Origin of the sequence: Bradyrhizobium sp. (assembly GCF_019244115.1) — a bacterium.
Classification (GTDB): Bacteria; Pseudomonadota; Alphaproteobacteria; order Rhizobiales; family Xanthobacteraceae; genus Bradyrhizobium.
Genome location: NZ_JAFATE010000061.1, coordinates 1 through 26,329 on the forward strand (window position 1 = coordinate 1; position 26,329 = coordinate 26,329).

General features: G+C 63.1%; 28 protein-coding genes and 2 tRNA genes. 16 read left to right on the forward strand and 14 right to left on the reverse strand.

What is annotated here, in order from left to right; translation table 11 throughout:
• The 4 genes from JOZ76_RS02745 to aroA all read right to left on the reverse strand — a co-directional run.
• Positions 1-1,634, reverse strand: a 1,634-nt coding sequence (locus JOZ76_RS02745) for a 30S ribosomal protein S1 (protein WP_291697098.1), incomplete at its 3' end; no start/stop codon positions are given.
• A gap of 255 nt (positions 1,635-1,889) precedes the next feature.
• A complete protein-coding gene (gene cmk / locus JOZ76_RS02750; RefSeq protein ID WP_291697099.1) occupies positions 1,890-2,528 on the reverse strand; it encodes a (d)CMP kinase in 639 nt (212 codons plus the stop codon).
• 381 nt (positions 2,529-2,909) lie between these two features.
• A complete protein-coding gene (locus JOZ76_RS02755; protein ID WP_291697100.1) occupies positions 2,910-3,446 on the reverse strand; it encodes a hypothetical protein in 537 nt (178 codons plus the stop codon).
• An 88-nt stretch (positions 3,447-3,534) separates the two neighbouring features.
• Positions 3,535-4,872 carry a 3-phosphoshikimate 1-carboxyvinyltransferase gene (gene aroA / locus JOZ76_RS02760; protein WP_291697101.1) on the reverse strand — a complete coding sequence of 446 codons (1,338 nt, stop codon included), beginning with the start codon at positions 4,870-4,872 and terminating at the stop codon, positions 3,535-3,537.
• Between the two features lie 149 nt (positions 4,873-5,021).
• Here aroA and JOZ76_RS02765 point away from each other — a divergent pair, with 149 nt between their 5' ends.
• Positions 5,022-5,435: a TIGR02300 family protein gene (locus JOZ76_RS02765; protein ID WP_291697102.1), complete on the forward strand. Its 414-nt coding sequence runs from the start codon at positions 5,022-5,024 to the stop codon at positions 5,433-5,435.
• 124 nt (positions 5,436-5,559) lie between these two features.
• Positions 5,560-5,635: transfer RNA gene (locus JOZ76_RS02770), tRNA-Ala, on the forward strand.
• Positions 5,636-5,772: 137 nt separating this feature from the next.
• Here JOZ76_RS02770 and JOZ76_RS02775 read toward each other — a convergent pair.
• A complete protein-coding gene (locus JOZ76_RS02775; RefSeq protein ID WP_291697103.1) occupies positions 5,773-6,231 on the reverse strand; it encodes a MarR family winged helix-turn-helix transcriptional regulator in 459 nt (152 codons plus the stop codon).
• Between the two features lie 166 nt (positions 6,232-6,397).
• Here JOZ76_RS02775 and JOZ76_RS02780 point away from each other — a divergent pair, with 166 nt between their 5' ends.
• From JOZ76_RS02780 to JOZ76_RS02825, 10 genes are all read left to right on the forward strand, one after another.
• Complete coding sequence (locus tag JOZ76_RS02780; RefSeq protein ID WP_291697104.1) at positions 6,398-6,823, forward strand: organic hydroperoxide resistance protein; 426 nt, start codon at positions 6,398-6,400, stop codon at positions 6,821-6,823.
• Positions 6,824-6,963: 140 nt separating this feature from the next.
• Entirely contained in the window at positions 6,964-8,166 is a 1,203-nt protein-coding gene (locus tag JOZ76_RS02785; RefSeq protein ID WP_291697105.1) for a CaiB/BaiF CoA transferase family protein, read from the forward strand.
• A 177-nt stretch (positions 8,167-8,343) separates the two neighbouring features.
• On the forward strand, positions 8,344-9,660 hold the full coding sequence (gene ugpB, locus JOZ76_RS02790) for a sn-glycerol-3-phosphate ABC transporter substrate-binding protein UgpB (RefSeq protein WP_291697106.1): 1,317 nt from the start codon (positions 8,344-8,346) through the stop codon (positions 9,658-9,660).
• 77 nt (positions 9,661-9,737) lie between these two features.
• On the forward strand, positions 9,738-10,619 hold the full coding sequence (ugpA, locus tag JOZ76_RS02795) for a sn-glycerol-3-phosphate ABC transporter permease UgpA (RefSeq protein ID WP_291697107.1): 882 nt from the start codon (positions 9,738-9,740) through the stop codon (positions 10,617-10,619).
• Positions 10,619-11,467, forward strand: coding sequence for a sn-glycerol-3-phosphate ABC transporter permease UgpE (ugpE, locus tag JOZ76_RS02800; RefSeq protein ID WP_291697108.1), 849 nt, complete (start codon positions 10,619-10,621; stop codon positions 11,465-11,467). The genes ugpA and ugpE overlap by 1 nt, the downstream gene beginning before the upstream one ends.
• Positions 11,468-11,472: 5 nt before the next feature.
• Entirely contained in the window at positions 11,473-12,561 is a 1,089-nt protein-coding gene (locus JOZ76_RS02805) for a sn-glycerol-3-phosphate import ATP-binding protein UgpC (RefSeq protein ID WP_291697109.1), read from the forward strand.
• A gap of 153 nt (positions 12,562-12,714) precedes the next feature.
• A complete protein-coding gene (locus tag JOZ76_RS02810; RefSeq protein WP_128947446.1) occupies positions 12,715-13,140 on the forward strand; it encodes an Hsp20 family protein in 426 nt (141 codons plus the stop codon).
• A 51-nt stretch (positions 13,141-13,191) separates the two neighbouring features.
• Complete coding sequence (locus JOZ76_RS02815; protein ID WP_291697110.1) at positions 13,192-13,455, forward strand: DUF1150 domain-containing protein; 264 nt, start codon at positions 13,192-13,194, stop codon at positions 13,453-13,455.
• Between the two features lie 277 nt (positions 13,456-13,732).
• Positions 13,733-13,906: a hypothetical protein gene (locus JOZ76_RS02820; protein WP_291697111.1), complete on the forward strand. Its 174-nt coding sequence runs from the start codon at positions 13,733-13,735 to the stop codon at positions 13,904-13,906.
• 6 nt (positions 13,907-13,912) lie between these two features.
• Positions 13,913-14,578: a Fic family protein gene (locus JOZ76_RS02825; protein WP_291697112.1), complete on the forward strand. Its 666-nt coding sequence runs from the start codon at positions 13,913-13,915 to the stop codon at positions 14,576-14,578.
• A gap of 63 nt (positions 14,579-14,641) precedes the next feature.
• Here the strand turns inward: JOZ76_RS02825 and ptsN are convergent, their stop codons facing one another.
• The 8 genes from ptsN to JOZ76_RS02865 form a co-directional block, all read right to left on the reverse strand.
• The gene (gene ptsN, locus JOZ76_RS02830; RefSeq protein WP_291697113.1) at positions 14,642-15,103 is read right to left on the reverse strand and encodes a PTS IIA-like nitrogen regulatory protein PtsN; all 462 of its coding nucleotides are present in this window, start codon (positions 15,101-15,103) and stop codon (positions 14,642-14,644) included.
• Between the two features lie 252 nt (positions 15,104-15,355).
• On the reverse strand, positions 15,356-15,958 hold the full coding sequence (gene hpf / locus JOZ76_RS02835) for a ribosome hibernation-promoting factor, HPF/YfiA family (protein ID WP_291697114.1): 603 nt from the start codon (positions 15,956-15,958) through the stop codon (positions 15,356-15,358).
• A gap of 194 nt (positions 15,959-16,152) precedes the next feature.
• Entirely contained in the window at positions 16,153-17,778 is a 1,626-nt protein-coding gene (rpoN, locus tag JOZ76_RS02840) for an RNA polymerase factor sigma-54 (protein WP_291697115.1), read from the reverse strand.
• Between the two features lie 160 nt (positions 17,779-17,938).
• Positions 17,939-18,967 carry an LPS export ABC transporter ATP-binding protein gene (gene lptB / locus JOZ76_RS02845; RefSeq protein WP_291697116.1) on the reverse strand — a complete coding sequence of 343 codons (1,029 nt, stop codon included), beginning with the start codon at positions 18,965-18,967 and terminating at the stop codon, positions 17,939-17,941.
• A 180-nt stretch (positions 18,968-19,147) separates the two neighbouring features.
• Positions 19,148-19,852 (reverse strand): LptA/OstA family protein, encoded by a 705-nt coding sequence (locus JOZ76_RS02850; RefSeq protein WP_291697122.1) that lies wholly within the window; start codon positions 19,850-19,852, stop codon positions 19,148-19,150.
• Positions 19,853-19,866: 14 nt separating this feature from the next.
• On the reverse strand, positions 19,867-20,613 hold the full coding sequence (gene lptC, locus JOZ76_RS02855) for an LPS export ABC transporter periplasmic protein LptC (protein WP_291697123.1): 747 nt from the start codon (positions 20,611-20,613) through the stop codon (positions 19,867-19,869).
• A gap of 247 nt (positions 20,614-20,860) precedes the next feature.
• Positions 20,861-21,475, reverse strand: a complete 615-nt coding sequence (locus JOZ76_RS02860; protein ID WP_291697117.1) for a ribonuclease D — start codon at positions 21,473-21,475, stop codon at positions 20,861-20,863.
• Positions 21,476-21,567: 92 nt separating this feature from the next.
• A tRNA-Leu gene (locus tag JOZ76_RS02865) sits at positions 21,568-21,654 on the reverse strand.
• Positions 21,655-21,790: 136 nt separating this feature from the next.
• Here JOZ76_RS02865 and JOZ76_RS02870 point away from each other — a divergent pair.
• Positions 21,791-22,759 carry a complex I NDUFA9 subunit family protein gene (locus JOZ76_RS02870; protein ID WP_291697118.1) on the forward strand — a complete coding sequence of 323 codons (969 nt, stop codon included), beginning with the start codon at positions 21,791-21,793 and terminating at the stop codon, positions 22,757-22,759.
• A 139-nt stretch (positions 22,760-22,898) separates the two neighbouring features.
• Here JOZ76_RS02870 and JOZ76_RS02875 read toward each other — a convergent pair whose 3' ends face one another.
• Positions 22,899-23,705, reverse strand: a complete 807-nt coding sequence (locus JOZ76_RS02875; protein ID WP_291697119.1) for an undecaprenyl-diphosphate phosphatase — start codon at positions 23,703-23,705, stop codon at positions 22,899-22,901.
• Between the two features lie 201 nt (positions 23,706-23,906).
• Between JOZ76_RS02875 and JOZ76_RS02880 the strand changes: the two genes are divergently transcribed.
• The 3 genes from JOZ76_RS02880 to JOZ76_RS02890 form a co-directional block, all read left to right on the forward strand.
• Positions 23,907-24,599, forward strand: a complete 693-nt coding sequence (locus tag JOZ76_RS02880; protein WP_291697120.1) for a glutathione S-transferase family protein — start codon at positions 23,907-23,909, stop codon at positions 24,597-24,599.
• The gene (queG, locus tag JOZ76_RS02885; protein WP_291697121.1) at positions 24,548-25,756 is read left to right on the forward strand and encodes a tRNA epoxyqueuosine(34) reductase QueG; all 1,209 of its coding nucleotides are present in this window, start codon (positions 24,548-24,550) and stop codon (positions 25,754-25,756) included. The genes JOZ76_RS02880 and queG overlap by 52 nt, the downstream gene beginning before the upstream one ends.
• Before the next feature lie 34 nt (positions 25,757-25,790).
• Positions 25,791-26,329: acyl-CoA thioesterase domain-containing protein (locus JOZ76_RS02890; RefSeq protein ID WP_366938536.1), on the forward strand; the 539-nt coding region annotated here is incomplete at its 3' end.

Genomic DNA, 26,329 nt, shown 5'->3' on the forward strand with positions numbered 1-26,329 from the left:
ACGAAGACCTCCCACGGGTTGCGGATGGTCTGCTTGAGCCCGAGCGAGATGCGACGCTTGACCGAATCGACCTCCAGGATCTGCACCTCGACCTCCTGCGAGGTAGAGACGATCTTTCTGGGGTGCACGTTCTTCTTGGTCCACGACATTTCGGAGACGTGGATCAGGCCCTCGATGCCGGGCTCGAGCTCGACGAAGGCGCCGTAGTCCGTGATGTTGGTGACGCGGCCGGTGAAGCGCGCGCCGACGGGATATTTGGCCTCGATGCCCTGCCAGGGGTCGTCCTGCAGCTGCTTCATGCCGAGCGAAATCCGCTCCTTCTCGACATCGACGTCGAGCACCACGGCTTTTACGACATCGCCCTTCTTGTAGTTGTCGATGACCTGCTCGCCGGGCAGCTTCCAGTCGAGATCCGAGAGATGGACCATGCCGTCGACGTCGCCTTCGAGGCCGAGGAACAGGCCGAACTCGGTCTTGTTCTTGACCTCGCCCTCGACCACCGAACCGACTGGGAATTTCTCGATGAAGACTTCCCAAGGGTTACGCATGGTCTGCTTGAGACCGAGCGAGATGCGCCGCTTGACGCTGTCGACCTCGAGCACCTGGACTTCGACCTCCTGCGAGGTCGAGACGATCTTGCCGGGGTGCATGTTCTTCTTGGTCCACGACATCTCGGAGACGTGGATCAGGCCTTCGATCCCCGGTTCGAGCTCGACGAACGCGCCGTAGTCGGTGATGTTGGTGACGCGGCCGTGGAAACGCGAGCCCAGCGGATATTTGCCCTCGATGCCCTGCCACGGATCATCGAGCAGCTGCTTCATGCCGAGCGAGATGCGGTGGGTCTCGTGGTTGATCTTGATGATCTTGACCTTGACGGTCTGGCCAATGGACAAAACCTCGGTCGGGTGATTGACCCGGCGCCAGGCGATATCGGTGACGTGCAACAGGCCGTCGATGCCGCCGAGGTCGACGAACGCACCGTAGTCGGTGATGTTCTTGACCACGCCGTCGATGACCTGCCCCTCTTCGAGATTCTGCACCAGCTCCTGGCGCTGCTCGGCGCGGGTCTCTTCCAGCACCGTGCGGCGCGACACCACGATGTTGCCGCGGCGCCGATCCATCTTGAGGATCTGGAACGGCTGCGAGTTGTTCATCAGCGGCGCGACGTCGCGGATCGGGCGGATGTCGACCTGCGAGCGCGGCAGGAAGGCCACGGCGCCGTCGAGATCGACGGTGAAGCCGCCCTTGACCTGGTTGAAGATGACGCCCATGACCTTTTCGTTGTTCTGGAACGCCTTCTCCAGCTTGCCCCAGCTCTCCTCGCGCCGCGCCTTGTCGCGCGACAGCACGGCCTCGCCGAGCGCATTCTCGATGCGGTCGAGAAACACCTCGACCTCGTCGCCGACCTTGAGGTCGCTGTCGCGGCCGGGTCCGGCAAATTCACGCAAGGACACGCGGCCCTCGGTCTTCAGGCCGACGTCGATGACGGCCATGTCCTTCTCGATCGCAACCACCTTGCCCTTGATGACGGAGCTTTCCTGCAGGTTGCCGCCGGCAAAGGATTCATCCAGCATCGCGGCAAAATCGTCGCGAGAGGGGTTGTAACTATTCGCTGTCGCAGCACTCGAAGCCATATGTTCTCCAGATGCGAAGTAAGCCGGCCGCTCTCGGTGAAAGGGCGTATCGCGCGTGCAGTGTCGGGAGCCGCATAACCCCCGAACCGCTCCCTTGCGAAATGCGCAAAGAGCGGGCCGGCAGATGCCTGCGCGTTCGATACGTTGAATTCTTCCGGAGCCGAAACTTCGATCTCGAGATGTTTCGAGAGACCGACCTTCGAGACAGGGAGCGGGCGTTCCTCCAGTGACGGCAGCGGTTTTGCCTGAAAAGCCTCAGACCCGCCGCCGGCCCGCTCGAACGGCCTCGACAATGTCGATGGCGGCCCGGACGCCCGCCTCTATATCGAGCTTGGAATTATCTAGCAAGTAAGCATCTTTTGCCGGTTTTAAAGGCGCAACGGGCCGGTTCTGGTCCCGCTCGTCGCGCGCCAGGATGTCGGCAAGGATTTTTGCCTCGTCGGCCTCCTCGCCGCGGCTGCGAACCTCCGCGGCGCGGCGGCGGGCTCGGACCTCGGGGTCGGCCACGACGAAAATCTTCACGTCGGCGCCAGGACAGATCACGGTTCCGATGTCCCGGCCATCCAGCACCGCCCCGGGAGGGCCAGCCGCAAACGCGCGCTGAAAATCCACCAGGACTTCCCGGACTTTTGGGATGGCCGAGACCACCGAGGCGGCCTCGCCCGCCTCGTGCGATTTCAGGGCCGGATCAGCGAGCGTCTCGGGCTCGAGTTCCAGCGCAGCCTTCACGGCGCGGGCTTCGTCCCGGAGATCGGCTCCCTGCCTGAGCAGCGCGTGCGCCACGGCGCGATAGATGACCCCGGTATCGAGGTGGCGATAGCCGTAATGCTGGGCAAGGCGCTTGCCCAGCGTACCCTTGCCGGACGCCGCAGGCCCGTCGATGGCGATGATCATCGGCTTTCATTCCCCGGCGGCCGGGGCCCGCGCGCGCGCCGCAGCGGCCGCTCCTCGGTAAAGATGTTACGGGAGGCGAACTCGGCCGGGCTCGAAAAGGTCAGATATTCTCGCATGCCTTCATCCGCCATCGGAGATGCGTGCCAAGCCCGATCGAGGTACCGCCGGGGCGAATAGGCCCAGTCCGGAACGTCAGGCAATCCGTATTGATGGGCGAGATATTCGGCAACCGCTCCGAACAAGCTCTCCACACGGGGGTCTCCAACAGCTGGCGGCTCGTCCGCGAGCATGGAACTTTTTAGCTCCGCTGTGGGCGCCAGATAAAATTCATCGAGAAATTCGCGCAGCGCCCGATCGAGCGAATGACCGGACGCAACGCATTCAGCGGTCCGTGCGAGGGTATCGGGGCGCATCGATCGAAGTATCTCCAGAAAACAGACGCTTTAGCACGAAACGCTGCTTGTCTGCGTGCGCAGCGCTATTTGGAAAGAACTCGGCGAGGATTTCAATTGCCTCTTCAGTGTCCTTCAGATTGAGAACCTTCAGCAGGTGCGCGACATCCGTCATGTCCTGCTGACCTTTTTCGAAATCCGAAATCCTCAAGGCCTTCAGCTTCAAAGCAAGCATGTATCGGGCGGTTGGAACGAGAACGACAAGTCCGACGTCGTCGGCCAACCTTGGAAATGTGCCAAAGGCGGTGAGGTCGCGTGCTTCTCGTGCCAGGGCACTCAGGTGAAAGCTCACGGCATCATTGAGCCAGGTGGCGGACCAGCCATTTTCACGCGCGATGCGTTCAACGATGTCCGAAAGCCAGGCCGGCCAGGGCTGCCCGATCTCGGCGATATCCACATCCTCGGTCGCGAAGCGGAAATTGCTGGCCAGCATCAGCGCGGAGCCGCCATAGACGGCGATCTGCAATTTGGTTCCGGCCGCGACCGCGGCGCGGCCGATCCCGTCAAAGGCATCGAGCAGCGCGTCGCGGTCGAAAGCTTTGCTCATCCGCGCCTCAGGCGAAATCCGCCCCCAGCGAGCGCATCATGGGAACGAAGCCCGGGAAGGAGGTGGCGATGATGGCGATGTCGTCAACCTTGACCGGCACATCCGAACCCAGGCCCATCACCAGTCCCGACATTGCGATCCGATGATCCATGTGGGTGACGACGAGGCCGCCGCCGGGAACATGCCCCCTGCCCTCGACGATGAGGTCGTCGCCGACGATCTCGACCTGCACACCGTTCGCCCGCAGCATCGCGGCTGTCGCCTCCAGCCGGTCGGATTCCTTGACCCGCAATTCATGGAGCCCGCGCATCACGGTGGTCCCTTCGGCATAGGCCGCCGCCACCGCCAGCACGAGATACTCGTCGATCATGGATGGCGCCCGCTCGGGCGGCACCTCGACACCCCTAAGTTTCGAGGCCTGAACGCGCAAGCGCGCCATCGGCTCGCCGGTATCGCTGCGCAACTCGCTCTCCTCGATGGACGCTCCCATGTCCCGCAGGGTCGTGAACAAGCCGGTGCGCAGTGGGTTGGTCATGACGTCGGAGAGCACGATATCGGAGCCCTCCACGATCAGCGCCGCCACCACGGGAAAGGCCGCCGACGAGGGATCGGCCGGGACCACGACCTCGGCGCCGCGCAGCTCAGGCTGGCCGGTCAGCGCGATGCGCCTTCCATGGGCGCCCTCCGCTGTCGTGACGATCTCGGCGCCAAAATGCTTCAGCATCAGTTCGGTATGATCGCGGCTCGCTTCGGGCTCGATGACCGTGGTCACTCCGGGCGCGGCAAGCCCTGCCAGCAGCACCGCGGACTTGATCTGGGCCGAGGCGACCGGGGAACGATAGACGATCGGAACCGGGTCGCGGGCCCCCTGCAGGGTCAGCGGCAGCCGCCCGCCCTCGCTGGCTGCGGTCACTTTTGTCCCCATCAGCGCGAGCGGGTCGAGAATCCGCCGCATGGGGCGGCTGCGCAACGACGCGTCGCCGTCGAAAGTGGCCGTGATCGGGCTGCCCGCCACCGCCCCCATCGCCAGCCGGCAGCCGGTGCCCGAATTGCCGAAATCGAGCGGATTTTGTGGTTCCTTGAAGCCGGAGACGCCCACGCCACGCACCAGCCAGCGGTTGTCGCCGGTGCGCTCGACGAAAGCCCCCAGCGCCCGCATGGACTTGGCCGTGTTGAGGACGTCCTCGCCTTCGAGCAAGCCGTCAATTCGGGTCTCGCCAACCGAAAGCGCCCCGAGAATCAAGGCGCGATGCGAGATCGACTTGTCGCCCGGGACGCGCACGGGCCCCGTCAGGGGGCCAGAGGCGCGCGCCTCGAGCGGCGTCAGGTCAGTGGATTGGGCCAAGATGCATATCCTTATCGGTGGCCGGCAGTTACCACAGGCTGAACTGCGCGTCACGCGCCCGCCACATTGGTCCAGACCAGCTATTGACAGCAGCGCTTCAACTAGCCAAGTGAAGCACCGCTTTTCAGACATCCCCAGGGATTGTGCACGTGGCCAAATCCGATCTCGGAACCAAACGCATTTGCCCGACCACGGGCAAAAAGTTCTATGACCTCAACAAAAACCCGGTGATTTCGCCCTATACCGGCGAGATTGTGCCGATTGCTCCGGTCGCGCCCACGCGCATGCGCGGCGAAGCCGCCCGTACTGCCGCGATGGCAACCGCCGAGGCCGCGCCGGAGCCCGCCGAGGCCGAAGAGATGGTGTCGCTGGAGGAGGCCGACGCCGAGGAGAACACCGGGAAGGTGAAGGCGGTGGTGCCTGAATCCGAGGACGACATCGAGGTCGATGAGACGATCGAGGACGATGACGACGACGATTCGACCTTCATTGCCGATGACGAGGAAGGCGATGAGGACGTCACCGACATCATCGGCGATGTCGGTGACGACGAAGAGACTTGAGACTTGAGATAAGTCCAAAACTATGTTCTGAGGACGTCCGGCGCGTCGCCCAGACGCACCGGTTGGGCATGATCCGGAAAAGTGGACACCGGTTTCCGAACAGATCATGCCAAGAGACAGGTAAGGGGCCATAGCTCAGCTGGGAGAGCGCTTGCATGGCATGCAAGAGGTCGGCGGTTCGATCCCGCCTGGCTCCACCACGTTTCGCCTTCGGCTACGCGTGGCGCAGCCACGCAAGATGAAGCGAAGCGTGCCCGGCGTAGCCCACCGGGCGAAGACGGGCCGGTGCAGCGATGAGCGTTCCCTCCGGCCGTCCAAAGATTGGTTCAAATAGGTCCTACTCCCCCACAGCCGCGTTGAGCTGGTCGCGCAGCGCAATCAGGTTCTTCTTCAGCGCCGTAAGTTCGCCGATCGAACAGCCGGAGGCCGCAAGGATCGCGGGCGGCACCCCCCTCGCCTTCTCCTTGAGTGCCTGCCCCTGGGATGTCAGCGCGACCAGCACCTGACGCTCGTCCTCGCGCGAGCGAGTCCGCTTGATGAGATGCGCGGTCTCGAGCCGCTTCAGCAGCGGGGTCAGCGTGCCGGAGTCCAGGAACAGCCGCTCGCCGATGTCCTTGATGGGCACGCCATCCCGCTCCCATAGCGCCAGCATGACGAGATATTGCGGGTAGGTGAGACCGAGGCGGTCAAGCAGAGGCTTGTAGACCCGGTTGAAGGCATGCGCGGTGGAATAGACCGCGAAACACAGCTGATTGCCGAGCATGAGCAGCGCCTCGGCACCATCTCTCCTGGCCATTCTTGATTTTCTCCGGACTGCCTGGTCCCAACTTCGCCGGCCGGCGTCTCCGGCGCAATTGCGCGTGCCGATCACGATCTTTCTATCGGCCATTTATATTGCGCGCAATCTATTTGTGTGCAATTCATGACGCCCGTCAATCCCCCAAGCGAAACGGAGACCCCAGATGTCCGTGAACGTGCTCTACAAGACCAGCGCCAAGGCAACCGGCGGCCGCGACGGCCAGGCCGAAACCCTCGACGGCGCACTGAACGTCAAGCTTGCCACGCCGAAGGAACTCGGCGGCGGTGGCGGTGCCGGTAACAATCCCGAGCAGCTGTTTGCGGCCGGATACGCCGCCTGCTTTCTCGGCGCGATGAAGTTCGTGGCTTCGCAGGGCGGCCCGAAGGTGCCGGCCGATACCGCCGTAACCAGCACGGTGGGAATCGGGCCGCGCTCCGAAGGCGGTTTTGGCCTCACCGTGGAGCTTGCAGTCTCTCTGCCGGGCGTGCCGCACGCCGAAGCCGAAGCACTGGTCGCGAAGGCGCACCAGGTCTGCCCCTACTCGAATGCGACGCGCGGCAACATCGACGTGAAGCTCAGCGTGGCGTAAGCACGCCCGCTCTTCGCGGAGACGGGCCGCCGGCCGTTGCGGGAAGAACCTGCGACGGCCGGCAGGCGTTTGGAGATTTGCGTCGGGCCGGCGGCAATGCTTTATGCGGCTACAGATGACACCAACCTGCGCGGCGCTCCATGACCTCTGACCTTGTTCCCGGTGCTGTGGCCGGATTGCGCGTGATCGATCTCACGCGCGTGCTCGGCGGCCCCTATTGCACGCAGATCCTCGCCGACCACGGCGCCGACGTGATCAAGGTCGAACCGCCGGCCGGCGACGAGGTGCGCGACTGGGGACCGCCCTTTCACGACGGCGATGCGGCCTATTACGTCGGCATCAACCGCAACAAGCGCTCGATCGGGCTCGACCTCGCATCCGAAGGCGGCCGGGCCGTACTGCTGAAGATGCTGGAAAGTGCCGACGTCCTGATCGAGAATTTCAAGCCCGGCACGCTCGACAAATGGGGCATCGGCAAGGAGGTACTGGGCAAAAAATTTCCGCAGCTGGTGCACTGCCGCATCTCCGGCTTTGGCGCCGATGGCCCGCGCGGCGGTAATCCCGGCTACGACGCCATCATCCAGGCCATGACCGGCATGATCGCGGCGACCGGCTCGCCCGAAAGCGGGCCGACCCGCATTGGCGTGCCGCTCGTCGACATTACGACCGGACTTTATGCCGCGATCGGCATCCTGATGGCGTTGTCGGAACGGCAGCGCTCGGGCCGGGGACAGTTTTTGGAAACCACGCTCTACGAAACCGGGCTCGCCATCATGCACCCGCACACGGCGAACTATTTCATGCACGGCAAGCCGCCGTCGCTGACCGGCAACGAACATCCCAACCTCGTGCCCTACGCGATTTTTCCAACCAGGACCGACGACATCTTCATCGGTGTCGGCAATGACGGCACCTTCCGCAAGCTCTGCAACGAGATCGGCAAACCCGAGCTCGGCACCGACCCGCGCTTCGCGCGCAACAAGGACCGTGTCGCCAACCGCGAGGCGCTGCGCGAAGAACTCGCTGCCGTCTTTCGCGAGCGCGAGGCCGAGCCGCTGTGCAATCGCCTGCTCGCCGCGGGCCTGCCGGCCGGACCGGTGCAGAAAATCAACCAGGCGTTGGATAATCCGCACACCCTCTACCGTAACGACATTATCGAAAAGGATTGGTACAAGGGCGTCGCCTCGCCGATCCGTCTCGATCGCTCGAAGCCGAGCCTGCGGCGAACGCCGCCGAAGTTCAATCAGGACGCCCGCGAGGTACTCGGCGAGTTCGGCTACGACACGAGCCAGATCGATGCGCTGGTCGCCGAGGGCGTCGTGTGCGGCGAGCGCAAGCGGTAAATCGGATTTGCATGTCGTCCCGAATGCTGGGACGACATGCGGGCATCTTCTCCCATTTTCCCGCTTCCCTTCGCGGGCGTTTCCCCTACGATCCGCTTCGTTTCCACGGTCATTTCCCCGTCATCCGGCGCTGCTAGGCGCAACGAACGACGATGACGGCCCAATGGGAGGTTTTTGATGGCTCTTCGACAATTCGGTGCTGCCGCCGCGGTGACGACCGCGCTGGCATTTGCCGCGTCCCCCGCGCACGCGGTGACCGAAATCCAGTGGTGGCACGCGATGACGGGGCCGAACAATGATGTCGTCGTCAAGCTCGCCAACGACTTCAATGCCACACAGAGCGACTACAAGATCGTGCCGAGCTACAAGGGCAGCTATCCGGATACGCTCAACGCCGGCATCGCGGCATTCCGCGCCGGCAATGCGCCGGGCATCATGCAGGTGTTCGAGGTCGGTACCGCGACCATGATGTCGGCCAAGGGCGCGATCAAGCCGGTGTTCGAGCTGATGAAGGAGCAGGGCGAGACATTCGATCCGCAGTCCTATCTGCCGGCGATCACCGGCTACTACTCGACCGCGAAGGGCGACATGCTGTCGTTTCCGTTCAACTCGTCGAGCATGGTGATGTGGGTCAATCTTGATGCGCTGAAGAAGGCCGACATCCCCGAGCCGCCCAAGACATGGCCGGAGGTATTCGCCGACGCCAAGAAGCTGCATGCCACGAGCCCGACCTGCGGCTTCTCGTCCTCGTGGGTCACCTGGGGATTCATCGAGCAGTTCAATGCCTGGCATAACCAGCCGATCGGCACCAAGGCGAATGGGCTCGACGGCTTCGACACCGTGCTCGAGTTCAACAGTCCGCTCGAGACCAAGCTGCTGGAGAACCTGGTCGAGCTGCAGAAGGACAAGAGCTACGATTATTCGGGCCGCACCAACACCGGCGAGGGCCGCTTCACGTCAGGCGAATGCCCGCTCTACATGAGCTCGTCGGCGTTCTATCCGAACGTCAAGGCCAATGCGAAGTTCACCTATACCGCCGTGCCGATGCCCTACTTTCCCGATGTCGCCGGCGCGCCGCAAAACTCGATCATCGGCGGCGCCTCGCTGTGGGTGATGGGCGGCAAGTCCGCAGAGGAATACAAGGGCATCGCAAAATTCTTCACCTTCCTCTCCGACACCGACCGCCAGGTCTATCTGCACGAGGTCTCGGGCTATCTGCCGATCACCAAGGCGGCCTATGAGAAGACCAAGGAGAGCGGCTTCTACGACAAGAACCCGATCCTGGAAGTGCCGCTGAAGGAGCTGACCAACAAGCCGCCGACCGAGAACTCGCGCGGCCTGCGCTTCGGCGGCATGGTGCAGATGCGTGACGTCTGGTCCGAGGAGATCGAGGCGGCACTCGGCGGCAAGAAGTCGGCCAAAGAAGCGCTTGATGCGGCGGTGTCGCGCGGCAACCAGATGCTGCGCCAGTTCGAGCGCACCGCGGCGAAGTGATCCGCGCGCGGATCGTGGCCGGGTAAGCCGGCCACGATCCGTGCCTGCATCAAATCGCAGCACGACCGGGGGGCGTGATGGAGAACCGTGCGATCTTTTCAGGCAGGCTGCTGGCGCCGCTCCTGGTGCTGCCGCAGCTTGCCGTTTCATTGATTTTTTTCTACTGGCCGGCGGCGCAGGCGCTGTGGCAGTCGTTCCTGGTCCAGGACGCTTTTGGGCTCTCGACCGAGTTCGTCTGGTTAGAGAACTATGTCGCCCTGCTCAAGACGCCGGAATATTATCATTCGATCGGCGTGACCTTCGTGTTCTCGACCCTGGTCGTCGCGTTCTCGCTCGCGATCGGTCTGTTGCTCGCGGTGATGGCCAACCGCAACATCAAGGGCGTGCAGATCTATCGCACCTTCCTGATCATCCCCTATGCGGTGGCGCCGGCGGTTGCGAGCGTGCTCTTCATCTTCATGTTCCAGCCCGGGCTCGGCATGATCGCGCGCGCCCTGCAGCGCGCCGGCATCGACTGGAATCCGGTGCTGAACGGCAACCACGCGATGATCCTCGTGGTCATCGCCGCGGTCTGGAACCAGATCAGCTATAATTTCCTGTTCTTTCTCGCCGGCCTGCAGGCGATCCCGAAAAGCGTGATCGAGGCGGCGGCGATCGACGGCGCGCGGCCATGGCGACGGTTCTGGACCATCGTGTTTCCGCTGCTGTCGCCGACGACGTTCTTCCTGATCGTGGTCAACATCACCTATGCCTTCTTCAACACGCTCGGCATCATCGATACCGCAACCGAGGGCGGACCGAATGCCGCCACCCAGACGCTGGTCTACAAGGTGTTTCAGGACGGCAAGGCGGGCGCCGATCTGGGCAGCTCCGCGGCGCAATCCGTGATCCTGATGATCATCGTGATCGTCCTCACCGCGGTCCAGTTCCGCTACGTCGAGAAGAAGGTCCATTATTGATGGTCGAGCATCGTCGGTTTGGAAACCTGCTGCCTCACATCGTGCTCCTGATCGGTGTCGCGATCGTCGCCTTCCCGGTCTATCTGGCGGTGATCGGTTCGACCCACAACGACGTCGTCATCTCCAACGGGCAGATGCCGCTCTATCCCGGATCGCACGGCATCGAAACCTACTGGAAGACCATCGTCTCCGGCACCGGCAAGACCACGCGCGAACCGGTCGGCAGCATGCTGATCTCCAGCCTGATCATGGCGGTGGGCATTGCCGTCGGAAAGATCGCGATCTCGATCATCTCGGCCTATGCGGTGGTGTTCTTCTCCTTCCCGTTCCGCATGACGACATTCTGGATCATCTTCGTCACGCTGATGCTGCCGGTCGAGGTTCGCATCTTTCCGACCTACAAGATCGCCTCCGACCTGCACCTGCTGGATTCCTATTCCGGCCTGATCCTGCCGCTGATCGCCTCAGCCACCGCGACGCTGCTGTTTCGCCAGTTCTTCATGACGATCCCAAAAGAGCTCGTCGAAGCCTCGAAGATGGACGGCGCCGGGCCGATCCGCTTCTTCTTCGATACGCTGTTGCCGCTTTCGATGACCAACATCGCCGCGCTGTTCGTGATCCTGTTCATCTATGGCTGGAATCAATATCTCTGGCCGCTGCTGATCACCACGCGCGACGACATGCAGACCATCGTGATCGGCATCAAGAAGATCATCGACGTGAAGGACGCGCTGACCGAATGGTCGGTAGCGATGGCGACGGCCGTGCTCGCGATGCTGCCGCCGGTCGCAGTCGTCGTGCTGATGCAGCGCCTGTTCGTCAAGGGCCTGATCGAGACGGAGAAGTAATTCATATGGCTAATGTCGCGCTTCGCAACGTCCGCAAGGCCTACCCGAACGGATTTGAGGCCATCAAAGGCGTCGAGTTCGAGGTGGAGGACGGCCAGTTCTGCGTGCTGGTCGGACCGTCCGGATGTGGCAAGTCCACGCTCTTGCGCATGGTCGCCGGCCTTGAGACGATAACCGGCGGCGACATCGATATCGGCGGCCGCATCGTCAACCAGGTCGAACCTGCCGATCGCGACATCGCGATGGTGTTCCAGAACTACGCGCTCTATCCGCATATGAGCGTCTACAACAACATGGCCTACGGCCTGCGCAATCGCGGCATGGCGAAGGACGCGATCGAGACCCGCGTGCAGGAAGCCGCGCGCATTCTGGAACTTAACGCCCTGCTCGACCGCAAGCCGGGGCAGCTTTCCGGCGGCCAGCGTCAGCGCGTCGCCATGGGCCGCGCGATCGTGCGCCAGCCAAAAGTGTTCCTGTTCGACGAGCCGCTCTCCAATCTCGATGCCAAGCTGAGGATCGCGATGCGGGTCGAGATCCGCAAACTGCAGCGGCGGCTGAACACGACGTCGATCTACGTCACCCATGATCAGCTGGAAGCCATGACGCTCGCCGACGTCCTGGTGGTGATGAACGGCGGCCGGGTGGAGCAGATCGGCAATCCCCTGGAGCTCTACGAGAAGCCGGCAACCACCTTCGTCGCCACCTTCATCGGTGCTCCGCCGATGAACCTGATGTCGCTGACCGATTCGGATATCAGGCTGCCGTCCGGCGCGGCCGATGCGGGCATTGTCGGGGTGAGGCCGGAGGATTTTCATCTGTCGAACGGCAGCCTGCCCGAGGGCGGCCTTGCGGTCGAACTGACGGTCGAGGCAATCGAGCGGGTTGGCGCGGAAACCTATATCTACGGGATGCGCGCGCAGAAGACCGGAGCGACGGCCATCAGCGCCAAACCGGGGGAACTGCCGCCAGGGGAGGTTCTGGTCCGGATCCCGGGCCAGAGCGCACCGGCCATCGGGGCGCGGATCAGGGCGGTGGCCGCGCGCGACAAATTGCATGTTTTCAGCGCCGACGGCCGGCAACGGATCGCGCCGTAGCGCGTAACCACATGCAGGCGCGGTTTGCACAGGGCTTGCATGGAGGGGCTGCAGGGTGCTTGAAGCGCTGCCGTCCCATGCCCATATTGTTCCGCAAGGGGTGCCGTCAGGGCCCTGAAACAACAAAGTCGCTTCGAGAGGACTTTGGAAACTATGTCTCGTGTTCCCACGTTATCCAGTCCGTTCCTTCTGGGTTTTGACGAGATCGAGCGCGTGCTCGATCGGGTCGTCAAAGGCGCCGACGGTTATCCTCCCTACAACATAGAGAGGTGTGACCGCGCGGATGGCCAGCCCGAACGGCTGCGGATCACGCTGGCGGTGGCGGGTTTCACCCGCGACCAACTCGATGTCACCATTGAGGAAAACCAACTCGTGATCCGGGGTCGTCAGCAGGACGACAAGGCTCGGCAATACATCCATCGCGGCATCGCCGCGCGCCACTTCCAGCGCACCTTCGTGCTGGCGGAGGGGATGCAGGTGCTTGGCGCGGATCTGAAGAACGGGCTGTTGTCGATCGATCTCGCCCGGCCTGAACCGGAGAGGATCGTTAAGACAATCGCTATCAATGAGCACGAATAATGCAACGAGGAGCGGACTCGACCGCTTAAGTATCGCAGAGGAGTCGAGACCATGACTGAAGGTAACCTTGTGTTGGAGCCGCGCGTCTCCACGGAGTCGCTGGCGACCCTGGGCGAGGGCCATATCGCCTATGTGAAGCAGATCCGCTCCGAGGACGTGCCGGGACTGTTTCCGCAAGCCCCGAAGATTGCGCCGGGCCTAAAACTGTTCGCGCTGCATGCCGCGGACGGCACGCCGATCCTGCTCACGGACAGCCGCGAGGCCGCCGTGGCCAATGCTTGGAGCCACGAATTGCAGGCCGTGAGCGTGCACTGAACGCGCTGCTGCGAACGCGCACCGCGTAGAGGAATTTTTCATCATGCGCGGGTTGCCCCGAGAGAAGGGGCAACCCGCGTATTTTTTCACAATGTGAGCACCAACTGCGGTCACTTGACGCGGCGGGTTACGTACCAATTATGGACATACTTTTGAACTAAGTGTCGCTTGGCGGCCACAATCCATCCCCATATGTATCCAGCGTCAGCATCCCCATCGGAACTTGTTGGTATTTTTAAAACTTGTTTGTATGGTCCAGCGAGTCGGGAGAAGAGCGATGACAAAAGAACTTGAAGAACTCATTGAACGAGCTCGAAAAATCGAAATGACGGCCGATCAGGTCGCACAGCAGCGGCGCAGCTTTGCTTACGGGAATACCCACATCGAGAACGAGCGAATTACGCGTGAGCTGATAGAGGACGTTGATCGCAAGATCGCGGCCAGTAGGTAAGTTCTAGTGGCGGAGGGGCGCCATACCTCGACAGAGCAAGTCGAGCTAATTAAGGACCCTACGGAAAAGGCCCGGAGAGAAGCCGAGAATGGCGTAAGGCAAACCGCACTTGCCCTCGACATTATCCGGGCCTTTGTAAAGGAAAAAGAACAACCATTCCGACTCCGCCAAGGCATACTGATGCAACTACATGCGGTTGCGTTGGAAGGGGTGCACTTGTTTGCGGGCACGTTCAGGAACGGTCCGGCAACCATTCACGGCAGTCAACACGACCCTGTCCCGGCTTTCAGGGTTGCCGATGAAGTCGCTGATATGTGCGAGTACGTCAACAATCACTGGGCAGACAGGAGCCCGATTCATCTTGCCGCCTATATACTTTGGAAATTGAATTGGATTCATCCGTTCGCTGACGGCAACGGCAGGACTGCCCGGGCTATCTCCTATGTGGTTTTGAGCATTCGTGCGAACAGTCTCTATCCCGGCACCAATACAATTCCGGACCAGATAGCGAGCAACAAGCAGCCTTACTACGACGCTTTGGAAGTTGCGGACGCGGCTTGGAAGTCCACGGGGCAGGTTGATGTTTCAGTCCTAGAAAAGATGCTGAGCGACATGCTGGCAACACAGCTCCTACAGGGCTTGAAGGAAGCGGCAACAGTCGGTTCGGCTTGAGCGCCCTATCCCCTAGGCTTCTCTGAGTGCCCTTTTGAGGACTTCAACAAGACGGCTCCCGGTCTAGGCCGCACTCGCGGGCGGCAGGGCCAGCACCGAATAGATCGCCTGCGCATCGCGGGAGGCGCGCAGTTTTTTGGCCACGTCCTGATCGCGGAGCAGCCGCGCGATGCGGGCCAGCGCCTTCAGGTGATCGGCGCCCGCCCCTTCCGGCGCCAGCAGCAGGAAGATCAGATCGACCGGCTGGCCATCCATGGCCTCGAAATCGATCGGACGCTCAAGCCGGGCAAACAGACCGAACAGCTTTTCCAGTTTCGGCAGCTTGCCATGCGGAATGGCAACGCCGTAACCGACCGCGGTCGTTCCGAGTTTCTCGCGCTGCAGCAAGACCTCGAAAATGGAACGCTCATTCTGTCCGCTCAGCTCGGCCGCACGCGCGGCGAGTTCCTGAAGCGCCTGCTTCTTGTTGTTGACCTTCAATGCAGGGAGAATCGCCTCGGGTGCGACCAGATCGGTAATCAGCATAGGGCTTTCCGAGGTGAAAATTGAACCGTCAGGTTGCGAAATAGGCCTTCGGCGGCCGTGGTCAAGGAACTGAGGCGGGATGCGAGCGGCAAGCCCTGGGGCCAGAGTCGGGGGGCTTCTACTCCAACGCGGCGGCGGTGCCAACACCTCTTCAGAGCTTCCGACAACCTATCCTTAAGAAGGTCGAGCCGGACGCTGCGGGCTCCGTAGAGGTCCGGAACGGGTGATTTCAGCCCCGAAACACCCGGCCGATCAGGCCTTGACCAGCGGGGGATCGATCCAGCCGATATTGCCGTCCGCGCGCCGGTAGATGATGTTCACCCGGCCGCTGACGCCATGCTGGAACACCAGGCAGGGCGCGCCGGAGAGGTCGAGTTCCATGACCGCCTCGCTGACCGAAAGCCGTTTCAGCGACGTGGTCGCTTCGGCGATGGTGACGGGGTTGTAGCCGGTGACCTCCTCGTCGCCTTCGGCCGGCGGCTCGATCACATAGCTTGGCGCATCCAGCGCTGGCCCGACGATTTCAGCCAGCGCAGCCGAGGCCGCATACGCCTTGCGCGCCGAACGATCCTTGAGCCGGCTCTTGTAGCGGCGCAGCCGCTTCTCGATCATCAACAGCGCCTGATCGGCGCTGGCATAGGCATCCGCGGCAATCGAGTCGGCCTCAAGCGTGATCCCCGAATCGAGATGCAGCGCGCAGTCGGTGCGAAAGCCGAAGCCGTCCTTGCTGAGCGTGATGTGACCGGAGTAATTGCCGTCGAAATATTTTCGCAGAACCTCCTCGGTGCGCTCGCTGACACGTCCGCGCAGAGCCTCGCCGATGCTGATGCTTTTTCCCGAAACCCGCAGGGTCATTTTGAGCCTCGATTGGATGAAGGGCAGGGGGGTTCTGTGCAAGAAAACGGCCCCTCGGCGCGAATTTCCGATGCGCCAGACTAGCGCAAATCCGGCTTCGATTAAAACGGAACTGACGCGCTAGCCCCTTGTTCTGGCGCGTTTTCTTCACGCGAACGATTCGCGGCACGCACGCGGTCGGCCGCAGGGCAGGCTCAGGCTGGCTCGGTATCGCGGGACCGCGGCGCCTGGCCCAGCGCGCCCTGCTTCTCGCGTCGCCGCTGCACCGAGGACGGAATGCGCATGGCCTCGCGATATTTGGCCACGGTCCGCCGCGCGATATCGATGCCGGCTTCGCGCAAGCGCTCGACGATGGTGTCGTCGGACAGGATCGCAGCGGGCTCTTCGGCGTCGATCAACCGGCGGATGTGGTGGCGGACCGCTTCCGCCGAATGTGCTTCGCCGCCATCGGCAGACGCGATCGAAGCGGTGAAGAAATATTTCAGCTCGAAGGTGCCGCGATTGGTCGCCATGTATTTGTTGGCGGTCACGCGCGACACGGTCGATTCGTGCATCTGGATGGCGTCCGCCACCGCTTTCAGATTGAGCGGGCGCAGATGCGCGACGCCGTGGGTGAAGAAGCCATCCTGCTGGCGCACGATCTCGGTCGCGACCTTCAGGATGGTGCGGGCGCGCTGGTCGAGCGCGCGGACCAGCCAGGTGGCGTTCTGCAGGCAATCGGAGAAATAGGATTTCTCCTCGGACTTGCGCACCGTCTTCGACAGCTCGGAATAGTAGACCTGATTGACCAGCACGCGCGGCAAGGTGTCGCTGTTGAGCTCGACTTGCCAGCCACCATCCCGTCGCGGCCGCACATAGACGTCGGGCACGACGGTCAGCGTCCGCGTGGTGCCGAATCGCAAGCCGGGTTTTGGATCGAGCCTGCGGATCTCAGCGATCATGTCGGCGAGATCCTCCTCGTCGACACCGCAGAGCTTGCGCAGGCCGGCAAAATCCCGCTTGGCCAGGAGATCGAGATGCGCGACGAGCGCCTGCATGGCGGGATCGTAGCGATCGAGCTCGCGCAGCTGGATCGCCAGGCACTCCGAGAGCGTGCGGGCGCAAATGCCGGGCGGATCGAATTTCTGCAATACCGCGAGCACCGCATCGACCTGTTCGGTGGTCGCGCCGAGCCGCTCGGCGACCTGCCCCAGATCCTGCGGCAGGTAGCCGGCGTCATCGACCAGATCGATCAGATACTGACCGATCATGCGCAGGGCGGGCGCCGTGAAGGCCACCGCGAGCTGCTGGGCGAGGTGGTCGGCCAGCGTTTCCTCGGCGGCGACGAAGGCCTCGAGATTGTAGTCCTCATCGCTCGACGCGCCTCCGCCCCACTCGGTGTAGGTGGTGGGTGCCGCGTCCTGGGCATTCCGCGCCGCCGTCTCGGCAGGTTCCTCGGAAAAGACATTATCGAGCCCGGTGTCGAGCGTTTGCTCGATCTCGGTGCGACTGCCGAGATCCCTGCTCATCCAGTCGTCCTGGGCTGCCTGGAAGCTATCCTCGGCGGTTCCCGAGGCTTCGGCGTAGTCGGCCCCGCCGGCCTCCGCAAAGTCGCCGCCGCTTTCCGAAAGTTCAGCACTTTCACGGGTTTGCTCGCCCGCCACGGGCGCCTCATGGGAGTCGCTGGCGCGCTCCAACAGCGGATTGCGCTCCAGCTCCTCTTCGACAAAGGCTGACAGATCGAGATTGGAGAGCTGCAGCAGCTTGATCGCCTGCATCAGCTGCGGCGTCATCACCAGCGACTGGGTCTGCCTGAATTCTAATCTCTGCGTCAGCGCCATGGAGGCAAGAACGATCCGTTAAAACTGGTCCGATTCTTGCTTATCTTAGTCTTGCCGCGATGTACATGACTTGACGGATCGGAAAATCTGGCTAAGGCGCGATCCTATCGCGGGTGGTTACCACCGCATTGCAATCAAATCCGATTGAAACCGCGCATGATTAAAGGCGGAATTCCTCGCCAAGATAGAGCCTGCGCACATCCGGATCGTTAACGATGTCGTCGGGGCTGCCTTCGGTCAGGATCTGGCCGGCATAGACGATATAGGCGCGATCGGTCAGGCCGAGCGTCTCGCGCACATTGTGGTCGGTAATGAGCACGCCGATGCCGCGGTTGGTGAGGTGCCGCACGAGATCCTGGATGTCGCCGACCGCGATCGGATCGATGCCGGCGAAGGGCTCGTCGAGCAGCATGTAATTCGGGCGTGTCGCCAAGGCCCGCGCGATCTCGCAGCGCCGCCGCTCGCCGCCGGACAGCGCGATCGAGGGCGTCTTGCGCAGCCGGGCGATATTGAACTCGTCGAGCAGCTCATCGAGCTTGATCTCGCGCTGCTTTCGCGAGGGCTCGACCACTTCGAGTACTGCACGGATGTTCTGCTCGACCGTCAGGCCGCGAAAGATCGAGGCCTCCTGCGGCAGATAGCCGATGCCAAGCCGGGCGCGCTGATACATCGGCAGCTGAGTGACGTCGTGGCCGTCGAGCTCGATGGCGCCGCGATCGGCCTTGATCAAGCCGGTGATCATGTAGAACACGGTGGTCTTGCCGGCTCCGTTTGGGCCCAGCAGTCCGACCGCCTCGCCGCGCCGGACATAGATGGAAACCCCACGCACGACCTGGCGCGTGCCAAAGCTTTTTTCCACGCTATGCACAGCCAGAAACCCGGGCCGGCGCAGCAGCTGCGCGGCGGCGGCGCCGTTGTTGGTCTTGGCTGGCCGCGCCGCCTTGGGCCTTGGCCGCGGCCTGTCCTGCTGCGGTGGCCGAACATTTTGAGCCGGCTCGGGCGGCCGAGGTGCATCGTAGCTGGCCACGGGAGCCTCGCGCGCAATCGGCGGGGCGTCACGCACCGTGCCCGACAGCAGGTCTTCCAGCGACTCCTCCATGTCGGTGATGTCGCCGGTGCGGGGACGGGCAAAGCCCTGCTTGCCCCGCTTGGCGGGGCGGCGGCGGAACAGGCCGAGGAAATCCATCATCTCCGCTCGCCCCTTCACGGCGACCCCGCTGCCCGAATCGGCGGATTTAATCCTGCGCTCAGCATGATCGAACGGATGTCCCCCGCGAAGCGGAGCATCCGCCGCACCGCATTGGTAAATACAGGCTCGTCTCGCCGGCTTCAACCATAGCGGGCTGCGTCAGCGCACAAGTGATTGATGCTATTTTGGTTTGTTCGAACCGCCTGGTCCAGGCGCGGTCGGCGATGGGCTCGGCCCGGGAAGCCCCGGGCCACCTTGACCTGACGAGATGAACAATCCCTGCACGCGTCCCGAATCGGATTCGACCCGCGACACGCCGGTGGTCATATCCACCAGCAGCCGGTCACCACGCAGCACGTTTCCACCCTGGGTCAGCACCACACCGCCGTGCATGGTGATCAGGTTGGTCTTGGTGTCGAATACGGCCTTTTCCCCGGTCACGACCTGGTCTTTCTGGGTCACTTTGACGTCGCCGCGCGCCTCCAGCCGCTTGATCGACGAGGCACCGCCGGGTCCCGGTGTGGACGACTGCATCGGAGGCGCCGCTTTCGCCGCGGCCTTGGAAGCCGCCGGCTGCCCCGAGGCGGGGCCCGACTGGCTCGATTCATAAAACACCACCAGCGTTTTCGACGTCATGGTGGTGTCGCCCTGGACCACCTTCACGTTGCCGGCGAACGTTGCCTCCTTCTGCTTGTCGTGCATCTCGAGCGAGACAGCCTCGATTTGAATCGGCTGGTCGCGATTCTGCGAAAAGCCCTGCATGGCGTTGGGGACGTTCTGCATCGAGCTCTGGGCCGCGGCATGGCCGATGGCAAGCCCCACGATGATGGCCGAAACGACCACGCCGGCACCAGCCGCACTACCCCTGGTCAAGGAGAGAAACATCACGGCTGGCCTCATCACTTCGAATTGCCGGACTTTCCGGAGCCTGCGCGGGGTCTCGCCGGTGGAGCAGCATCCGCCGTCCTGGCTGCGTCGCCGTCTGCCGGGACGTTGGTCGCGTCCAGGTGATCCAGATGCATCACGACATTGCCTTCAAATCTGACCACCTCGCCGCCGCCGGTGATCCGGAGCCGGTCGGACGTCAATGTCCCATTGGTCAACTTGACGTCGACATGTTCGTCGGAGGTGACCGTGCCCTTGCCCATATCGACGAACGCCTGGCTCAGACGCGCCTCATAGCCGGTCGAGGTCTGCAGGAAGATGTCCTTGTGCAGGTCGAGGGTCTGCTGCTTGTTGTCCAGCATGCCGGTCCTGGCATCCAGGGTCACGGTCGACTGGTCTTCCATCAGGATCTTGGCGCGCAGCGTCCGCAGCTCGACATGGTCAGGATCCGTCACATCCTGGACCGCGCTCTTGGCCCAGAGCTCGTAAGGCCGCTGGTCCTGCGTGAAGCCAGACAGATGCGGCGATTCCATCGTGACCTTGGTGCCTGATACGGCGACACCATCCACGGCCACGGGCAGCTTGAGTACGTTCTGGAACGGATTGAAAAAATAGGATTTCGCGACGATCAAGGCCAACGCCAGCCCCACGGCCGCAGGAACCGCGATTCGGAGCATCCGGACCAGCCGGCTATGGCGCGCGGCAATGGCAAAGCGCGTCTCCATGGCCACTTCATAGGCTGGGTTCTGCACCGAGGTCACAGTAGCTCCGCCGCGCGAGGTCCGCGCATATTCCGCCAAAGCACGCTCCACGTCCTGCCCTGAAGGCAGCCGCGGTCGTTCGAGAAGGTCCAGCGCCTGTCGACCATTCGGCACACGACCGGGTGCAAGACCAACGCCCCCCTTGGCCGGTCCACGCTGTGGCATCCTATCGGGCCTCGCCGCATTATGCAGCCTCCGAACTGGCTTAACGACTTTGACCGAAACGGGGCATTTGGTGCCGTCCCGGTCACGAATGCGCGAAGATGTCCTCCGCCTCGAATCCCTCCAGATCGAGCTGCGCCCGGATCGGCAGAAAATCGAAGCAGGCCTGCGCGAGGGCGGCCCGGCCCTCGCGAGCGAGCATCACGTCGAGGCGTTCACGCAGGGCGTGCAGATGCAGGACGTCCGACGCCGCATAAGCGAGCTGCGCCTCGCTGAGGCCTGGCGAGCCCCAGTCGCTGGACTGCTGCTGCTTCGACATGTCGATGTTGAGGACTTCCCGCACCAGATCCTTCAGGCCGTGCCGATCGGTGTAGGTGCGCGACAGGCGCGAGGCGATCTTGGTGCAATAGACCGGCTGTGGCATCACGCCAAAGGCCTGGAAAAGCACCGCGACGTCGAAGCGGGCGAAATGGAAGACCTTCGTGATGTTCGGGTCGCCCAGAAGTGCCTTCAGATTCGGTGCATCCGTATGTCCCTTGGGGATCTGCACCACGTCGGCGCTGCCGTCGCCGCTCGACAGCTGGACGACACAGAGCCGGTCGCGATGCGGGTTCAGCCCCATGGTCTCGGTATCGATGGCGACCGAGCCGGAGTAGCGGGAGAGATCGGGCAGGTCGCCGCGATGCAGGCGTACGGTCATGGCGTCGAAAACCTCATCGAATCAGCAGGCAGCCAAAGCTACAGCGGGCGCGTCTGCAGGCGAATGGTGGCGGGAGGGCATCCAGTGAAAAATGGTGCCCAGGAAAGGACTCGAACCTTCACGGCTGTAAGGCCACTGGCACCTGAAGCCAGCGCGTCTACCAATTCCGCCACCTGGGCATGGGTGCGGTTACTACGGATCAGCGACGCGCTTGTCAAATTGGCGATGCGCAAACCAATTGGGCTATACAGCCGGAAGCCGATCGCGTATCGCGAATCCGGGCGATTGATCCCGTATTCATCCGCAGGAATGACCATGGCATCGAATCAGGACACCCTCGTCACGGTTTTCGGCGGCTCGGGTTTTCTGGGACGGCACGTGGTCCGGGCCCTGGCCAAGCGCGACTACCGCATCCGGGTCGCCGTCCGGCGGCCGGAACTGGCCGGACACCTGCAGCCCCTCGGCCGGGTCGGCCAGATCCACGCCGTGCAGGCCAATGTGCGCTATGGCGGCTCCGTCGAGGCGGCGATGCGTGATTCGCTGATCGTCGTCAATCTCGTCGGAATCCTGACGGAGAGCGGCGAGCAGACCTTTCAGGCCGTCCAGGGGGTTGGGGCCGGAACGGTGGCAAAGGCCGCGCGCGCCGCCGGCGCCACGCTGGTGCATGTCTCGGCGATCGGCGCCGAGGCGCAATCCGCCTCGCGCTACGCGCGCGCCAAAGCCGCCGGCGAACAGGCCGTCCTGGCTGCGGCGCCGGACGCCACGATCATGCGTCCCTCCGTGGTGTTCGGTCCGGAGGACCAGTTCACCAACCGTTTTGCTGCGCTCGCGCGGATGGCACCAGCGTTGCCCTTGATCGGCGGCGGCCTCACGCGGCTGCAGCCGGTCTATGTCGGCGATGTCGCAACCGCCGTCGCCGATGCGGCCGACGGCAAGGCCCAGCCGGGCGGTATCTACGAGCTCGGCGGCCCCGAGGTGCTGACGATGCGCGAGATCATGGAGACCATCCTTGCGATCATCGAGCGCAAGCGGATGTTGCTGTCGCTGCCGTTCAGCCTCGCCAAGCTCCAGGCCGCGTTCCTGCAGTTTGGCCCGGGCGCGCTGAAGCTGACGCCGGACCAGGTCGAGTTGCTGCGCGTCGACAACATCGTCTCCGACGCCGCGAAGGCCGCCGGCCTGACCTTGCAGGGCCTCGGCATCACGCCTGATTCGCTGGAGGCGATCGCCCCACAATATCTCTGGCGTTTTCGCGCTGCCGGACAGTTTCAGCGGAAGAACGCGTAAGCCAATCGCGCGATCGGGTAGGGCGGGCAAAGGCGCTCTTGCGCCGTGCCCACCGTGCTTCAGCGAGCGTTACCCGCGATGGTGAGCACGCTTCGCTTTGCCCACCATCGCGGGTAACTACAGATTCGGCCGCAGCCTCTCAGAACCCGAGCGCCAGCGCGACCAGGCCGAGCGTGCCGACGATGACGCGCCACCAGGCGAACAGCTGAAAGCCGTGGCGGGTGACGTAGCCGAGGAACGTCTTCACGACGATCATCGCGGTGATGAAGGACACCACAAAACCGATCGCGACGAGGCCGAGGTGATCGGTCGTCAAATCGGCGCGGCTCTTATAGAAATCGTAGGCGAACGCGCCGACCATGGTTGGGATGGCCAGGAAAAAGGAGAACTCCGCCGCGGCGCGCTTGTCGGCGCCGAGCAGCATTGCCGCCACGATGCTGGCTCCGGAGCGCGACACGCCGGGGATCATCGCAAGGCACTGCGCCACGCCGATCCAGAGATACATCAAAAGCGGAAATTTCGTCGCATCATGCTCATGCGGCTTGTGATCGATCTGATCGACCCACATCAGCACCGCGCCGCCGACGATCAGCGAGAAGCAGACGACCCAGGGATTGAACAGAATCTCCTTGATGTATTTGCCGGCGATCAGTCCGATGATCACAGCAGGCAGAAAGGCCACCAGCACGCCGATGACGAAGCGCCGATCGTCCTCATTGGAGAACATCCCGAGCGCGATCTTCCACAGTTTCGAAAAGTACAGCGCGACAATCGCCAGAATCGCGCCGAGCTGGATCAGGACATCAAACGTCTTCCAGAAATTGTCCTCGCCGAGGCCGAAGAAACGCCCCGCCAGCAGCAGATGACCGGTCGAGGAAACGGGCAGGAATTCGGTGACGCCCTCGACGACGCCGAGAATCACGGCCCGCAACGCATCTGATATCATGATCCAATCCGTACTGAATCGGTTTCGGCCAAAAGGGCGCGCTCTTCTCGCGCATTCGGACCGCTGCCGCAATCTTTAAAAAACGTCAAATATCGGTTGCCTCATCGGCAGGCGGCACTAGTGTCGCGAATCTTACCTGGCGTCCCGAACTACCGTCGCGAGTTCTCAACCCCACACCGGCCGCGAAACCATCAAGACCGCATGTACACGCTGTTCCACCATCCGTTCTGTCCGCATTCGCGGTTCGTCCGCCTCCTGATTGGCGAATACGGGCTGGACCTGCGGCTGGTGGAGGAACGGGTTTGGGAACGCCGCGAAGCGTTTCTGACGCTCAATCCGGCCGGCGCCACGCCGGTCTTGTTCGCCGAAGGCCAGTTTGCCATTCCGGGCGGGGCGATCATTGCCGAATATGTCGACGAGGTTCACGGTGCCGAGATGGGCGACCGCAGGCTGCTGCCGACCGCGATGGCCGAGCGCATCGAGGTGCGCCGGCTGATGGCCTGGTTCAACGAGAAATTCTTCGAGGAGGCCTCCGGTCTGCTGGTCACCGAGCGGATCTACAAGCGCTTCATGGCCGAGGAGAATGGCGGCGGCGCGCCGGCGGCCGAGGTGATCCGCGCGGCCAAGACCAATGTGCGCTATCATCTCAACTATATCGGCTGGCTGGCGCAGCGGCGGAACTATCTCGCCGGCGAGCGCCTGACCTATGCCGATCTCGCCGCCGCAGCGCATCTTTCGGCGATCGATTATCTGGGCGACGTGCCATGGGTCGAGGACGAGGCAGCAAAGAACTGGTACGCGCGGGTGAAGTCGCGCCCGTCGTTCCGTCCGCTGCTGAGCGAATGGCTGGCGGGCGTGCCGGCCTCGCGGACCTACGTGGATCTCGACTTCTGAAGACGCCCGCCGCGGTGGATACGGTCGGTCTGAAGACCACATTGATCGAAAAGTTGCATGCACTGGGGTTCGACTGCATCGGCGTCACCGCGCCGGACCGCATCGCACAGGCGCGGCAGCATTTCCTCGAATTCGTCGACAGCGGCGCCTTTGGTGACATGGAATGGCTGGCCGCCAATCCCGAACGCCGGGCCGACCCGCGCACGCTGTGGCCGGATGTCTGTTCGGTCATCATGCTGGGTGTCAATTACGGCCCCGACCAGGATCCGCTTGCCCTGCTCCAGGAACGCTCGCGCGGCGCGATCTCGGTCTACGCCAAAGGCGATGACTACCACGATGTGATCAAGAAGAAGCTGAAGGTTTTGGCGCGCTGGCTCGTCGCCGCGGCATCCTGCGACGTGAAGGTGTTCGTCGACACCGCAGCCGTGCTCGAAAAGCCGCTTGCGCAAGCCGCCGGCTTGGGCTGGCAGGGCAAGCACACCAATCTGGTTTCGCGTCAGTTCGGCTCGTGGCTGTTTTTGGGCGCAATCTTCACGACGCTGGAGCTGCCGTTCGACGCCGCGGAAGTCGACCACTGCGGGTCCTGCCGCGCCTGCCTCGACATCTGTCCGACCGCGGCATTCCCTGCGCCGTACAAACTCGACGCGCGCCGCTGCATCTCCTATCTGACCATCGAGCACAAGGGACCGATCCCGCAAGAATTTCGCAAGGCCATCGGCAATCGCATCTATGGCTGCGACGACTGCCTTGCGGTTTGCCCGTGGAACAAGTTCGCGCAGGCCGGACGCGAAGCAAAACTCGCCGCCCGCGACGCGTTACGCGCCCCTGCATTGGCAGATCTCGCACGGCTGGATGACGCCGCGTTCCGCAGCCATTTTTCGAAATCGCCGGTCAAGCGCATCGGCCGCAACCGCTTTGTCCGCAATGTGCTGATCGCGATCGGCAATTCCGCCGATCCCGAGCTTGCAGCCAGCGCGAGGCCGCTGCTGGACGATGCCAGTCCGCTGGTGCGGGGCGCGGCGGTGTGGGCGCTGTCGCAAGTGCTGGCGCCGGATGCGTTCGATGCCACCGCGGCGGAGGCCTTGGCGGCGGAGACGGACGACAGCGTGCGTGCGGAGTGGACGGCCGCATTGGACCGTCGCTCCACTCCCGCTTGATTTTGCGGCGCGATCCGGCCGAAGGTCGCGCGCCATGAACAACCAGCCCTTCTTCACACGTGACGGGGAGGCCTTCGTTCCGACCGAGGTCGCGAGCGGCCCCTGGGACCCACAGTCGCTGCACGGCCGCGTCATCATCGGCCTGCTCGCGTTCGAGATCGAGCAGCGCCATGGTGCTGCGGATTTCGTCCCGGCGCGGCTGACGGTCGACATGTTTCGTTTGCCGAAGCTCGTGCCGATCGAAATCAAGACGAAGCTTGTCCGCGACGGGCTGCGCATCAAAGTGGTCGAGGCCGAGTTCTTCTCGGGCGGCGTCAGCATGGCGCGCGCCTCCTGCCAGCTGCTGCGCAAGACGGAGAATCCCGCAGGCAACGTCTGGTCGCCGCCGAACTGGGATGTGCCGCGGCCGGCCGACATCGCCAAACCCACCGATGTCAGACTGGGCATGCACGGCAAATGGACCACGCGTCCGATCGTCGGCGCCATGGGCACGCTGGGTCCGCGCCGGCTGTGGATGAGCGAAGTGCGCGAGCTCGTTGCCGGCACGCCGGTGTCGCCCTTCGTGCGCGTCGC